Here is a 14,460-nt window from a genome sequence, read left to right as displayed (position 1 = left end):
CAATTATTTCGTTAAATTTTTTATCATTAAAACGTGAGGGATGTCTGCTTCCAGAAAAACATCGGAGGCTGTGTGATATCCCAGTTTTTTATAAAATCCTTCTGCTTGTGTTTGTCCGTGCAATTTTGCATGTGTCATGCCTTTTTCAAGAGCGGTCTCTTCCAGTGCTGAAATAATTATTTTTCCTAGTCCATATTTCCGGTAATCTTCTAATATACAAATTCTTTCTAATTTGCCAAAGTGGCCGACAAATCTTACGCGTCCAGTACCTACGGCTTCTTCCTGATAATATACTAAAATATGTTCACAATCTGCCTCTAAAGTATCAAACTGATCAAACTCTTCCTCTAGTGGCACACCTTGTTCCTCAACAAAAACCTTTTCTCTAATGGAACAAGCTTTTTGTAAGTCCTCTTGATGAGTAATTCTTTTTGAAAACATGTTCTCATTCCTTTTCATGACTGATAGTGTTTATTAACTCTAATATAACAAATATTAATTACTTGGTGTGACCGTAACATGTGCTGAAGAGGTCAATTTTATAAAGAAGGATAAGAAAAAACTGACCAATAATATACAGCCTAATACACTAAAGGATAACACGTAAACTCCAGTATTTATTAGGGTCAATGCTAAAATAGGTCCAGTACTCGCACCAACAAATAAAATAAAGGCATTGAATGAAACGGCACTGCCTCTGGCATGTCCGGCTAGTTGGCTAACAATGGAGATAACAATCGGATTGGCTGTCGCAATTCCTAATACAAAAATGATACTGGCAAAAATAATTAACGAGAGGGATGGACTTACTCCTATTCCAAACAATCCAGCAGCAGCAAGAGCCAACCCTATTTTCAGAATTATAGTGGTTCCTAGTTTTTGTGCAAGTCTTCCGGCAAATAGTGATAATAGCATTCCTATGATACCAGCGGCACGAACTAATAAGATTTCTTTTTCTGTTAGACCAAACTGATTTGACAGATAGCTTCCTAGAATCGTATACATACCAACTAATGATAACAGTAGAGAGAATGTAATACAAAAGGCGAGTAGAAGCTGTGTTTCTTTTCCTAATAAGGTCATTTTTTTGAAAGCTTCAAGCATTCGTACATGAGGTCTGGTCATCTCATCCTTTGGTAAAAAGAGAATAATTAGTACAAGTGTAAGGAAATAAAGAATTCCTAGCAGGAAAAATATAGCCTGCCAGCCCCAGAGTTCATTGACTAGTCCGCTATACACTTGCCCCACCACTCCAGCCATTAAAAGCCCCGAACTGACAAATCCAACAGCTGTTAACCTTTTTTCTGGTGGAAACATTTCCCCTGCATACACCAAAGAGATAGGAGCAAAGGCTGCAGAAATAAGTCCTTGTAACCCCCTCAGTATCAGTAAAATGTAAAAATTGTCTACAAAACCTATAGCAAAGGTGATCACTGTTAAAAGACTAATGCTCGTAACTAAAAACACTTTTCGTCCATAACGATCGGAAAATGGACCGTAAAGTAAACATCCAACTGCATAACAAATGGAATAGGAACTTGCGAGCCAAGCCACCTGTGTCATACTTTTGTGAAAAGTATCAACTAATACGGTCGCTAAAGGGATGGTCACGTACATGCTACATAACACGACTAAACCACACCAGAATAAGATGCTGGTCATTAATGGATAGTTATATGGTCGTTTGTTTGGCTGTGTCATTTCACGAACCTCCCTTTCACAATTTGGAAAAAATTAAACTTATAATTGTAGAAGTTAAACCGATATACATAGTGACATTATTAAAAAAGATCATCTTGGAGGGTTTTACTTGCTGAAAAAATTCATATCACTAAAAATTAGAACGAAACTAATATTGTTTTCGCTAGGTATTCTTTTATTACCATCAACGATTATCGGTACACTTGCTTATTCAAGTGCAAAGCAGGAAATCGAAAAACAAATGATGTCTACTTCCATAGAAAGTATTATGTTACTAGACTCATTTATTACAAGTTCCATTAGCCTAAAAGTACATGATGCAGAAACGTTTGCAAAAATGGTCACTTCTGAGTTGGTTAATGGTGAGGATAGTCCACAATTACGTGTAAAATTAGAACAATATACCAACCTTCATCCTGAAACAGTCAGTATCTTTTTAGGGACAACGAACGGTTTGATGATTCAAAATCCAAGAAAAGAACTAGCTGCAGATTATGACCCTCGACAACGTCCGTGGTACCAAGAAGCCATGGCGAATAAAGGGCAGGTAATCATTACGGATCCGTATGAAGCTTCTTCAGGTGGAATGGTCATTACTGTAGCAAGAACTACAGATGACGGCAGTGGTGTTATCGGAATTAACTTAATGATTGGGAATATCACACAGTCAGCAAGTAAAATTAAAATTGGAAATGAAGGCTATGTTATTCTTCTTGGAAGAGAAAAGAATATGATTTACCACCCAACGGTAGAACCTGGAACCGTCATGGAGCAAGCTTATTATCAAAAAATGTACGAAGGCAATAAAGGTGAGTTTGAATATGAATTAGACTCCCAAGATAAAAAGATGAGCTTTACAACAAATGAACTTACAGGCTGGAAAATCGGTGGCACGATGTATACTAGTGAAATAAAAGATAGTGCCTCACCAATTTTTAATAAGACATTAATCACCGTGGTGATTGCTCTAATAATCGGTACGGTCGTAACGTTCTTAATCATCCGTTCCATTGTAGAACCAATTCGTCGTTTAGTTGGCAGTACATTGGCGATAAGCGAAGGGGACCTAACACACGAGATTGAAGTTAAAGGCAAGGATGAGATTACAGAGTTGGCTGTTTCGTTTAGAAATATGACTAACAATCTAAAAGAAATCATTACCCAAGTGGATATGAACACAGAGCAAGTAGCGGCTGCAGCAGAAGAATTAACGGCATCATCTGATGAAACAACGATCGCTACCAAACAGGTTGCATACTCTATCCAACAAGTGGCAAGTGGTGCGGAAAGTCAAACAATCGGAATCGATAAAACGGTAAGTACGATGAATGAAATTAGTCAAGGTATGGAAACAATGACAACCAATTTTATTCAAGTAAATGCACTAACACAACAAGCGGTGAAACATGCTGAAGAAGGTGGAGAGTCGGTTCAACATACGGTAGCACAAATGAACGAGATTCATAGGCAAGTAGAAAGTTCAGATGTGATTATTAAATCACTTTATGACCGTTCGAAGCAAGTAAATGAGATTATTGGTGTGATTAGTGATATTTCTAATCAAACGAACTTGTTAGCGTTAAATGCTGCAATCGAAGCAGCAAGAGCTGGTGAGCAAGGGAAAGGATTTGCAGTAGTGGCTGATGAAGTCCGTAAACTCGCTGACCAATCTCAAAGCTCAGCAAGCAAAATAGCCGAACTAATTCAAGCGATCCAAGAAGATACCGAGAAATCGGTAGAAACGATGCAGCTCGCAACAAAGAGTGTGCAAGACGGAATTCTTGTATCAAATAAAACGATTGAGAAGTTTGACGAGATTTTAAATGGAGTAAGAGTCATGGCGCCTCAAATTGAAGAAGTATCACAAATAGCGGAACAAATTACAGCAGAAATCAAAAATGTTACAGACACATCTTATGAATTATCTGAAATCGCAAAGGAAAACGCGTCCTCTTCAGAAAATGTGGCGGCGTCCACTGAGGAACAACTCGCATCTCTTGAAGAAGTAAGCTTATCAGCCAAATCACTATCAGAAATGGCCGAAAACCTTCAGGAGCTCGTTAGAAAGTTTAAGATATAATATTAGAAGGAGTCCTAAAAATATTTTAGGACTCCTATTGTATGTTGGACATCCCTCCATACAAAAAACGGGGAGATACATAAACTGAGAGTAACATGAAAATAAGGAGGGGATGACGTGCCTTGTTACCCAGGTTATCGTTATTGTGGTCCTGGTTGTAGTGGACCAGGCCGTCCCGTCAATCAATTGGACGCACTTTGTATGAAGCATGACGACTGTCTTCGTCGCTATGGGTCACATCGGGTGTGTGACGAAATATTTATGCAGCGGCTGAGACCTATTAGGAATCAACGTAACAGAATGGGAAGAGATGCTGGTATAATGAATGGTTTTATGAACCTAAAACGAATGTTTTTAAGCTAACTGAAGAAATAAGAAAATCCCTTACGAATCAGTAAGGGATTTTCTTATTATGCTTCTTGATGAAGTGGATTTGTTTTTTTGTTAAATGCTTTGCGGATGATAGGCAGTACATAATAATCTAAACCAAATCTTCCTGCATTGTAACCAGCTACGATAAGAACGAAGCCCATTAGAATATCCGTTGGGTTATGAGATACAGTTCCAGCAAGGACGAAAGCAAAGTTCATTAATACTCCGAAAAAGGCAGCTGCAGTTGTAAAGCATCCAAGGATTAAACCTAAACCAACTAAGAACTCTCCCCAAGGTACTAAGAAGTTGAATAAATCAATATTTGGTAATGCGACGCCTTCTAGGAAGGATACATACCAACCATACACAATACCATCTGGACCTGCTACTGGATTAGCGATTGCTCCTTTTAAAAATCCTGCAGCATCAAAGCCACCACTAGTTAATTTTCCCCAGCCAGCGGTCATCCAAGCAAACCCGAGGTATACACGTAAAACTGTCAAAAGACCAGCAACAATCTTGTTTTCTCTTAATAATTGATTAAACATAAATGATTCCTTCTTTCGAATAAATGTTTTTGTGTTTCTATATTCATAATATACACCGTGGCTATATAGAAAAACATAGGTTTGTGATATTTTTCACAAAGTGTTAAAAGCTTATTGAATAAAATGTGAACACAAGGAAAACGGCCGGTACAACAAAAAAATTAACTATAATATTATTATGTAAACTAACGTAAAACCAACCGCCAATTCACTCACTATAAAATATAACTCTAAGAATAAAAAAAGGATAAAACCAATCATTCAAAGAATACATATAAAATGAATCCAATAATTTTTATAAAATAATAGATTTTATTTTATAAAAATGTTTAACAAATAGTATAAAGGGTATATATCTAAGAAATCTCATTTTATCAACTAGGAGGGGATGTTCTTTGGAAGGAACAAAGGTCGTACATAGAAATCAAGATTACATAATTATGCACGATTACAAGAACGGAATGGTAGAGATACGCAATAGAAATTATAAGTTTGACATCCGATTGGTTTCTATTCATGAGCTACTTTTTTCTAGTGGACAACAAGAAGGGTACGGCCAAACGGGTTGATAATGCGATTTTGGGAAGCCTTTACGCACAATAAGCGTAAAGGCTTTATTCCTTTTATTTCAGAAACCACTTTAATTTTTTCAAACCATCCTTCAGATTCGGATAGCGGAAGGGTAGATCAAATTTCGTTGTTTGCTTTAGAACACTTTTACGATGAGAAAACGTATCAAAGCTTCCTTTTCCATGGTACGCCCCTATTCCACTTGAGCCCACTCCACCAAAAGGCAGATAAGGAGAGGCGAGATGATAGACGGTATCATTAATACAGCCACCTCCGAAAGAAATATGATGTAATACCTCTTGTTGTACGCTCTCATTCTCAGAGAAAAGATATAGTGCTAAAGGATTCGGGTGTTTATGTATACCATCAATAACCTCTGAAAGCTCGCGATACGGAAGGACAGGTAGAATCGGACCAAATATTTCATCCTGCATAATGGAATCATCCCATGTGATTCCTGTCAAAACAGTCGGTTCAATCGTTAGTGTTTCCTCATTTGAAGCACCACCCATGAACGTATCTCCATTATTCAAAAAGGTTAGCAATCGTTCAAAATGTCGTCTGCTCACGATACGCGTGTAATCAGGATTTTCAAGTGCTTTTTCTCCATACAGCTCATGAGTTGCCAACTGAAATTCCTGTAAAAACTCATCTCTTATGCTCTCATGAACATACAAGTAATCAGGTGCAACACAGGTTTGACCAGCATTAATAAATTTCCCCCACGCAATTCGTTTGGCAGAGAGCCTCACATTCGCATCGTGATGGACGATACAAGGGCTTTTTCCGCCTAACTCGAGTGTAACGGGAGTCAGATTTTTGGCTGCCGCCTCCATAATGACTTTTCCAACAGGAACGCTTCCGGTAAAGAAAATGTAGTCAACATCCTCTGCTAGAAGTGCTTGGCTGGCTTCGACTCCGCCTTCCACTACGGCAATATATTCTTCTGGAAAAAGTTCAGTAATCATCCTTCTTAACAATGCAGAGGTTTTGGGTGTTAACTCCGAAGGCTTTAAAATCGCACAGTTCCCAGCAGCAATGGATCCCATTAGTGGAGCAATCGCCAGCTGAAACGGATAATTCCATGGCGCAATTATGAGAGCGACACCGTAAGGCTCTGAGTAAATATAGCTGGTCGAACCAATATGGCTAACAGGTGTTTTTACTTTTTCTGGCTTGACCCAGTCGCTTATATTCTTAAGAGTAAAACGAATTTCTTCAAGCACGACCCCAATTTCGGTTGCGTACGCTTCAAATTCGGATTTATTTAAATCCTCTTTTAAGGTGTGAAGAAGGGATTGTTCATTTTTACGAATGGCCTCCCGAAGTTGTTCTAATGCCTGAATTCGATAGGCCAATTCTTTTGTTGTTCCTGAACGGAAAAACGCTTTTTGTTTTAATATGAGTGAGTGGTAGTTCTCCATATGTGCAGCTCCTAATTATTCCTTAATCATTTCATATAATCTGAACAAATCGTGTTTGTCTAATATCTTTGGAACCGGATATAGCGGATTTGCTTCACGAAACGCACGATCTACCATGATCGGAAGGTCCTGATTCAGTAGACAATCGAATGTATTTGGGATATTCATGTCCCGGTTTAGTTTTTTAATCGCTTCAATAAATTTTTGGGCTTTAAGAGAGTCCGTTTCGTTTGCTGTGGTAATGCCGATCAAATCAGCTAATTCTGCTAACGGTTGATGCACGCTCTCTCCATAATACTCTAGCACATAAGGGAGAATTATGGCATTCGCTAGGCCATGGGGTACTGAGTAGAATCCACCTAATGTATGAGCGATGGCGTGAACATAGCCAACATACGCACGTGTGAACGCAATCCCAGCCAAATACGAAGCCTTTTGCATGTTTTTACGAGCCACAATATTCGATCCATCCGAATACGCCTCATATAGATTTTCAAAAATTAATTGAACCGCTTCTCTGCTGCATTGAATGGTTTCCTCTGTATTGCTTCTGCCAATGTATGCTTCAACCGCGTGAGTGAGCGCATCCATTCCTGTCGTTGAGGTTATATGAGGGGGAAGCTTCACTGTGAGCATCGGATCGAGAATGGCCAGATCCGGGATCAACACATGGTCATTAATGGCATATTTTTCGTGTGTTTCACTGTTTGAAATGACCGCAGCTACCGTTGCTTCGCTCCCTGTACCGGATGTCGTTGGTACTGCAATAAGTGGAGGAGTCGGCTTTCTTACCTTCAGCTGTCCCTTCATTTCAGGTATCGTTTTACCTGGTCGTGCGACTCGAGCAGCCACTCCTTTTGCACAGTCAATCGGAGAGCCACCACCAAAGCCGATAATCCCATGACATTGATGGTCTTTATATAATTGTAAAGCTTCTTCAATATTTTCAATCGTTGGATTTGGTACGGTTTCGTCATAAATAACATAGTCAATTTCTTTTCCTTCTAACCCAGCAAGTAAACGATCGAGCAATCCAATGGATGTAATCCCTTTATCTGTCACAATTAAAACGCTCCCAATTCCTTTCAGTTTCAGGAGTGGGGGAAGCTTGATCAGACTGTTTTCTCCTTCTAAAAGCTCAGGCTTTCTCCAATCAAAAAAGGGAGCAGCAGTTTTATAGGCGAATTGGTACATTCGACAATAGAGGTTGTACATCGCAATTTCCTCATTTCTATAAAAGGTCTACTATTATTAAATGAGGAAATATTTGGAGAAATACCTAAAACCTCCAAGCTTGTTTTAGCAACTGCACACCTAAATGGATTTGTTCGATTGATAGATTACTAAAACCAAGCTTTAGTAAGGTTCCCTGTTGGTTTGTTACATAGTAATTGGATGTAGGATACACTTTCACTCCGTGTGAAAGAGCTTGTTGAATCAATTGTTCTTCCTTTGCTGGTCCTCGAAATCTAATTAGTACATATAAACCTGATTGAGAACCGATGATTTCAAGCTTCTCTCCGAATGCATCCTTGAGGCAGGTAACAAGTGTGTGCATCTTCCTTTTGTATGTGGTTCGCATTTTCCGTATATGTGAATCCCAAAACCCATGTTCCATGAAGCGTGCCATCGTTCGCTGATGTATGCTCGAGGTACCTTGTTCGAGTCCGGAGAATATCTTTACATAAGGTTTGATTAGGATAGAGGGCAGTACCATGTAGCTTAAACGAATCGAAGGGATAAATGCTTTTGAAAAAGTACCAAGGTAAATCACACGCGCACCAGGCTGTAAAGATAATAAAGCTGGAACCGGGTGTTGCTTGTAACGAAATTCACTATCATAATCATCTTCTATAATAAAACCATTCTGCGTTTCTGCCCATTTCAGTAATTGCTGCCGCTCTGGAACAGGTAAGGTGACACCGGTTGGAAACTGGTGGGACGGAGTGATGTATACAAGCTTGGAGTCCGTCATTTCAAGCTTTTCAAGCGATAGTCCTTTTGCACCGACGTCTATGGGATGAAGGTGATATCCATGAAGTTGAAAGACTACCCGAGCTCCGTCATAGCCTGGATTTTCTACTGCAATGCTAGAAAAATCTTTTTTAAGGAAAAGAGACAAATGCATCAAAAGCTGCTGCGTGCTGCTGCCGATGATGATGTTTTCGGGTGTGGTTTGGATTCCCCTTGACTGAAGTAAATAGCTAGAAAGTTGAGTTCTAAGAAGGGGATCCCCTTGATTATCTCCGTAAGTATAGATCATGTCTTCCTTTAAGACGTCGTTACTACATCTTCGCCAAGATTTTAAGGGAAAAGCCTGTTGATCTACGGTTCCAGCATGAAAATTCACTTTAATCGATGTCTCGCTAGTACGAAGGTTATTCTCTAATTGAATTAATTGCTGTAAATCAATGGGCTCAAACGCTTCGACAAAGTATCCTATTTTTTCTTCACTTCTTATATAACCCTCAGCTACTAACTGTTCGTACGCAATAAGAGTCGTGTTTCGGCTCACATGCAAAATCATAGCTAACTGACGAATGGACGGAAGCTTCGTATCTTTTGGAAGCACTCCATCTTCAATAAGGGAGCGAATTCGTTCATAAGTTTGTTTATATTTAGGACTCTTATCGTTTAGTTGTAGGACTAACTCTTTCATCTAGAACTCCTAACTGACATATGCAATTGATAAAAACTGTTCCTTTTATTATGTCAGATTCCTTGTAAGATATAAATAGATTTAGTGAAAAGAAGGGAAGAGGAAAATGGATCTTATAAAGGCAGATATAACTTCACTAGAGCAAATAACCCCACTATTCAATGCCTACCGGATGTTTTACGAACAAACTAGCAATCTTGAAGGCGCAAGACAATTTATTCAAGAAAGAATAGCAAATCAAGAGTCGGTCATTTTTCTAGCGCTGGAGGGAGAAACGGCAGTTGGATTCGCGCAGCTGTATCCAACCTTTTCGTCTGTTGGTATGAAAAAAGGGTATATCCTAAATGATTTGTATGTGGATGGAACCTATAGAAAGAAAGGCATAGGAAGAGCATTAATACAGGAAGTTTTTCAGTTTTGTAAAGAGAGAAATGCACATTTTGTACAATTAGAGACGGCACCAGATAATGTTCAGGCTAAGACTTTATACGAAATGATGGGAATGCAGTTATCAAATGATTATGATTGCTATGTGAAAAGGTTCTAGAAATAAGTGAAAAGTGAACCAAAGCTTGGAATCAGAGCTTTGGTTTTTTTAATTTATTTTTAACAGTGATAATAGTGCAGACATGTTATTATATATCTACTAATGGTAAAAATGGTTATAATAGGCATTGGGGGAAGGGGAAGTCATTTTTAAATTATGAAGTACATATTTGAGTATGGAATAGAAGCCAGGAGGGAAAATGATGCTTAACTCGCCAATCGCAAAATTTCGGTTCATGGGTCTGTTAGAAGGTTTATCTCTGCTCATCTTGATATTTATTGCTATGCCCCTTAAATACTTCGCGGGTTTTCCGGAAGTAGTCACATTTGTTGGTTCCATTCACGGTATGTTATTTGTCATGTATGTGTTTATGATTGCGTATGTCACTATTAAAATTAGATGGTCTTTTGTATGGATCACTTCGGCATTTGCTGTTGCGTTTATTCCTTTCGGTAATCTTGTCCTTGATGCAAAACTTCGTAAGTCACGTTACAGTTAATTTGTAATAGATTCCTACGCGTACGGTTACAACGAATATTCCATCAAGGGTGGCTGCCAATCATGGTAGCTTTTTTATATTTGACCGCTTAAATGGGAGTTCTTTTTACGATTGCGATAACTTAATCATTATTTTTTCTAAGGTTTCTTTTTCAGTTGATGATCTCACAATCGTTGTTATTTCAGAAAGTATTTTTTGACATTGCTCGGCTTCTTTCGCTAAAGATACGAGATACTTTAGATCGCTGTAAGTTAATTCACTTACTAAAGCTTCCCATTTGTACCCATCCTCGTAATCTCGCAAAATTCCTTCCACGTTCCCTATCACAGAATTCTTCATACTACGCATTGGAACTCCTCCTTGATGATTCATTTTATTTAATTATAAAAGAGGAACATGAAGTTAGTTTTAACGTTGTGTAAATATCATGAAATTGTTTTTAAATAAAAACAGAGCATAGTACGTGCCAAAAATTAGAGTATAATAATCAAAAAGAAGAAGCGAGGAAGAACGATGACAGATAGAATAACGAAAACATGTTCACAGTCCAGAGTGATTAAGACAAGCAGGGTATTTCCACTCGATACCAATAACCATGGGACATTATTTGGTGGGAAATTGATGAGCATGATCGACGATGTCGCATCCATTTCTGCCTCAAGACATGCTCGATGTGAGATCGTGACGGCTTCAACCGATTCGGTCGATTTCCTATTTCCCATCCAAAAGGATCATTCAGTTTGCTTGGAATCTTATGTCACATGGGTCGGAAAGTCCTCTATGGAAGTGTTCGTCAAAGTGATCTCAGAGAATCTGATGACAGGGGAAAGGCAATTGGCTGCAACATCATTCCTAACGTTCGTGGCCCTTTCTAAAGAAGGGAAAGCACTGACAGTACCTTATGTAAAACCTGTAAGTGAAGAGGAAATTATGATGAATGAAAGTGCACCGGTGAGGGCGGAAAATCGAAAGAAAAGAAGAGAACATAGCAAAACATTAGCGGAAAAAATCAATGTAAACGTACCTTGGGGTTGAATATTTTTCAGAGCCAATTAGCCTAGGTATAAAAAGACTCTCAACCTAAAAAGGTTAAGAGTCTTTTTAAGATTTAATGATTGTTTTCTAACATGGAGATGACGATTTGAGCTTTATTGGACAGGTTCAGTTTCCCAGCAGAAGAAAGATAGGTTTCATTGTTCTTCTTGTTGATTTCATTCACGAATTTTTCCAGGAATTTGATTGCTTGGTTCTCTGAGCCTTTTTCTAAATGATGGTTTGCTTGTTTAAGAGAGTTTTCTAGCTGGTTGCTTAGCGGACCAGTTAACTCCTTGTTCGCTTGGAGCTCAGCCAACTCCATTTCTAACGCTTTTAGGACTCCAGGCATGATAAATTCTGGGGCTGGAACCTTGGACCAGTCAGTATCACTTCCGAAGTAGAAGCTTGTATAGGAAGGCTGATTATACGTCGTACTTTGTCTAGCAACCTCTGCTCGATATTGAGTATCATGCATGAGCGTGTATAATTTATGGTCGGTTACCTCTGTACTCATGTACATTCTGATAGCAGAGCTATCGGTAGTGCGTACGAGCAATTCTTCTCTCCAGTCACCAAAAATATCAGCTACTAAGCTTGGATTTCCTTTTGTTCCGTTATTTGTTCTGGTTCCTTCAGCGGTGAGAACGGTCCCTTTTTTCCAATCTTGAATAGTAGGAGTAACTTCAAGGGCACCATCCACAATCTGTGTCGTCATATCTGCAGACCACTTGATGTTCATGTTTGTACCAGGGGCACTAGAACCTAGTTTTTGACCGGCTGCTGTCCATAAGCCAACACCTGTATTCGCCCAGGTTTCTAAGCCAGGCTGGGCAGGATCAATATCTCCGACCATTCCTCGGCCAGTATCACGGCCAGTATAACCTCCGTATATCAATTCACCTGTTTTGGCATCTCGTAGTGAGTAGCCGTAAGGTGCCCAAGTTCCACCTTCGTGAACCATATAAATCTCCATTCCCGGACGATTCGGATCAATATCTGTCACATGCATAGCATCTCCATGTCCAAGTCTAGCAGTCTCGCCAGGAATTGCGCTTCCTTCAGGCATCTCGTCCATGGAACTATATAATAGAGATCCATCATGATCAATCGTGGCACTTCCATAGACGATTTCTTGCTTGCCATCACCGTCCACATCAGCCGAACTTAAGGAGTGAGCTCCTTGTGTGGTGAGAGTACCATATTCAGGATCCGTACCGTCTACGCCATGAGGACTATCGTTAAATGGGTTAGACATAGGTGCCCAGCCACTGTCCACGGCCCAGTGTTCTTTTAAGTTTTTGCCATCCCAGCTGTATGTAACAAGATTGGACCTTGTATAATAACCACGAGCAAATACGGCAAAAGGTTTTTCCCCATCTAGATAAGCAACGGTAGATAGGAATCGATCCACACGGTTGCCAGGTTCAATTCTAGCCATCGCATAATCTCCCCACATGAGTCCATCATCATGTCGCTCTGGCTTGTAATCGATGGTATCCATTTCTTCACCTGTTTCCCCATTGAACACGGTTAAATATTCTGGACCTTTGACGATAAACCCTTCGAAGGCTCTTAAATTATTCCGAGCGCTTCTGCTTGGTGCATAAACATCCAGAAAAAAGTCAGTTAAACTTTGTGCATCTTCCTTAGATAATGGATAGCTATATTGTTTTTCTACTCCAAACGCTTCTTCAAGTGTACTTGGCCAATTGCCATTTTTGACTTCTTCATGTTCATGCCAATTCATAAACATGTTCACAACATGATTATAATAGTCATCACTGCTCATTCGGTAGTCATCTTGATTGCTGTATCCTGCATCAATGTCTTTTTGAGGCATCGTAATGTATTTCTCTGAAGTAACCTGACCATTTTTATCATACTTCATGATCTTGGTACCTGGAGCTGTTTTGAACATCATCTCTGATTTGCCATCACCATCAAAGTCATATACTAAAAATTGAGTGTAATGGGCACCTGACCGGATATTCACGCCTAAATCAATTCGGTAGAGGAGGGTGCCATCCATTCGATAACTATCAATATACGTGTTTCCGGTATATCCAACCTGCGAAACATCCTTCGAATTAGAAGGGTCCCATTTTACAAAAAACTCATATTGGCCGTCGCCATCCACATCACCAACACTCATATCATTAGCCGAATACGTATAGCTCTGGCCAACTGGTGTGACACCGTCAGCTGGTTTGTTGAGCTTCAAGTCGACGTAGGATTGCGTCCAAGGGGAAACAGAGGAACTTTGATCCAGCTCTTTTCCATTTAACACAGACCGAACGTAATACTTAGAAGTACTGCTGCCGTTAGGATCTAAAAAGTTTGTGCTATCCTCGACACTGGCTATAAATTTACCATCGCGATACACATGAAAGTTGACACCCGTTAACCCCGTTTCTGAATAACTGGTCACTTCATTGCCCAACAGTCTCCAGCTTATAAAAATGCCTTCTGAAGTGGTGGCTGCCACAAGACCCCGGTCAAGATACTCTAATTGAACGCCTTGAACAGTGTAGGGAATCTTGTTTTGCTGGGTTTTATCCGCAGCTACCGATGAAACACCTGATAAAAGAAGTGGTACGGCTAATGCACTGGTTAGAACTCTTCTGCGTAGGGATGTTTTTTTCAAAATTAATAACCTCCTAGATTTTTTAGTAGTTGTACTCTAATTGAATGCGCTTACAAAATAATGGATGCACCTCCATGAAATAGGTTAGTAGAAACACGTAACCAATTATATTTGAAATATTCTGAACAAAAAATGCAATTTTCAGACGTTTTCATTTAAAAATCAGTGTTGTTGGTATTTATGAATGAGGGGGCGATTCGGACAGAGCGGAGAGCAAGGGAGCGGGTGGAGTCTGAATGAGTGGTGGATTCGGACAGAGCGGAGAGCAAGGGAGCGGGTGGAGTCTGAATGAGTGGTGGATTCGGACAGAGCGGAGAGCAAGGGAGCGGGTGGAGTCTGAATGAGTGGTGGATTCGGACAGAGCGGAGAGCAAGGGAGCGG

The 14,460-nt window shown here is 39.6% G+C and carries 14 protein-coding genes; 6 read left to right on the top strand and 8 right to left on the bottom strand.

Annotated features, from left to right (window positions below; translation table 11 throughout):
- Positions 1 to 3 precede the first annotated feature (3 nt).
- The gene (locus tag ACRX5O_RS15070; protein ID WP_433906694.1) at positions 4 to 441 is read right to left on the bottom strand and encodes a GNAT family N-acetyltransferase; all 438 of its coding nucleotides are present in this window, start codon (positions 439 to 441) and stop codon (positions 4 to 6) included.
- Positions 442 to 495: 54 nt separating this feature from the next.
- Positions 496 to 1,701, bottom strand: coding sequence for an MFS transporter (locus ACRX5O_RS15065; RefSeq protein WP_433906693.1), 1,206 nt, complete (start codon positions 1,699 to 1,701; stop codon positions 496 to 498).
- A gap of 109 nt (positions 1,702 to 1,810) precedes the next feature.
- On the opposite strand from ACRX5O_RS15065, the gene ACRX5O_RS15060 reads away from it, so the two are divergent.
- Positions 1,811 to 3,781 carry a methyl-accepting chemotaxis protein gene (locus ACRX5O_RS15060; RefSeq protein ID WP_433906692.1) on the top strand — a complete coding sequence of 657 codons (1,971 nt, stop codon included), beginning with the start codon at positions 1,811 to 1,813 and terminating at the stop codon, positions 3,779 to 3,781.
- A gap of 117 nt (positions 3,782 to 3,898) precedes the next feature.
- On the top strand, positions 3,899 to 4,144 hold the full coding sequence (locus ACRX5O_RS15055; protein ID WP_433906691.1) for a Parvovirus coat protein VP1-like protein: 246 nt from the start codon (positions 3,899 to 3,901) through the stop codon (positions 4,142 to 4,144).
- A gap of 47 nt (positions 4,145 to 4,191) precedes the next feature.
- On the opposite strand, the gene ACRX5O_RS15050 is transcribed toward ACRX5O_RS15055, so the two are convergent.
- On the bottom strand, positions 4,192 to 4,701 hold the full coding sequence (locus tag ACRX5O_RS15050; protein ID WP_433906690.1) for a DoxX family membrane protein: 510 nt from the start codon (positions 4,699 to 4,701) through the stop codon (positions 4,192 to 4,194).
- Positions 4,702 to 5,096: 395 nt separating this feature from the next.
- On the opposite strand from ACRX5O_RS15050, the gene ACRX5O_RS15045 reads away from it, so the two are divergent.
- On the top strand, positions 5,097 to 5,270 hold the full coding sequence (locus tag ACRX5O_RS15045; RefSeq protein WP_162927734.1) for a hypothetical protein: 174 nt from the start codon (positions 5,097 to 5,099) through the stop codon (positions 5,268 to 5,270).
- Positions 5,271 to 5,324: 54 nt separating this feature from the next.
- Here ACRX5O_RS15045 and ACRX5O_RS15040 read toward each other — a convergent pair whose 3' ends face one another.
- From ACRX5O_RS15040 to pdxR, 3 genes are all read right to left on the bottom strand, one after another.
- Complete coding sequence (locus ACRX5O_RS15040; RefSeq protein WP_433906689.1) at positions 5,325 to 6,695, bottom strand: aldehyde dehydrogenase; 1,371 nt, start codon at positions 6,693 to 6,695, stop codon at positions 5,325 to 5,327.
- A 15-nt stretch (positions 6,696 to 6,710) separates the two neighbouring features.
- The gene (locus ACRX5O_RS15035; protein ID WP_433906688.1) at positions 6,711 to 7,910 is read right to left on the bottom strand and encodes an iron-containing alcohol dehydrogenase; all 1,200 of its coding nucleotides are present in this window, start codon (positions 7,908 to 7,910) and stop codon (positions 6,711 to 6,713) included.
- 64 nt (positions 7,911 to 7,974) lie between these two features.
- A complete protein-coding gene (gene pdxR, locus ACRX5O_RS15030; protein ID WP_433906687.1) occupies positions 7,975 to 9,354 on the bottom strand; it encodes a MocR-like pyridoxine biosynthesis transcription factor PdxR in 1,380 nt (459 codons plus the stop codon).
- Positions 9,355 to 9,460: 106 nt separating this feature from the next.
- Between pdxR and ACRX5O_RS15025 the strand changes: the two genes are divergently transcribed.
- Entirely contained in the window at positions 9,461 to 9,901 is a 441-nt protein-coding gene (locus tag ACRX5O_RS15025; protein ID WP_433906686.1) for a GNAT family N-acetyltransferase, read from the top strand.
- Between the two features lie 202 nt (positions 9,902 to 10,103).
- Entirely contained in the window at positions 10,104 to 10,400 is a 297-nt protein-coding gene (locus ACRX5O_RS15020; RefSeq protein WP_433906685.1) for a DUF3817 domain-containing protein, read from the top strand.
- 105 nt (positions 10,401 to 10,505) lie between these two features.
- On the opposite strand, the gene ACRX5O_RS15015 is transcribed toward ACRX5O_RS15020, so the two are convergent.
- A complete protein-coding gene (locus tag ACRX5O_RS15015; RefSeq protein WP_433906684.1) occupies positions 10,506 to 10,748 on the bottom strand; it encodes a hypothetical protein in 243 nt (80 codons plus the stop codon).
- Between the two features lie 165 nt (positions 10,749 to 10,913).
- Between ACRX5O_RS15015 and ACRX5O_RS15010 the strand changes: the two genes are divergently transcribed.
- Positions 10,914 to 11,435 carry an acyl-CoA thioesterase gene (locus ACRX5O_RS15010; RefSeq protein ID WP_433906683.1) on the top strand — a complete coding sequence of 174 codons (522 nt, stop codon included), beginning with the start codon at positions 10,914 to 10,916 and terminating at the stop codon, positions 11,433 to 11,435.
- 73 nt (positions 11,436 to 11,508) lie between these two features.
- Here the strand turns inward: ACRX5O_RS15010 and ACRX5O_RS15005 are convergent, their stop codons facing one another.
- Complete coding sequence (locus ACRX5O_RS15005) at positions 11,509 to 14,079, bottom strand: rhamnogalacturonan lyase (protein ID WP_433906682.1); 2,571 nt, start codon at positions 14,077 to 14,079, stop codon at positions 11,509 to 11,511.
- Positions 14,080 to 14,460 lie beyond the last annotated feature (381 nt).

This window comes from Robertmurraya mesotrionivorans (assembly GCF_050971805.1).
Taxonomy (GTDB): Bacteria; Bacillota; Bacilli; order Bacillales; family Cytobacillaceae; genus Robertmurraya_A.
The sequence above is the reverse complement of the archived record's forward strand: the minus strand, read 5'-3'. Positions and strand labels throughout refer to the sequence as shown.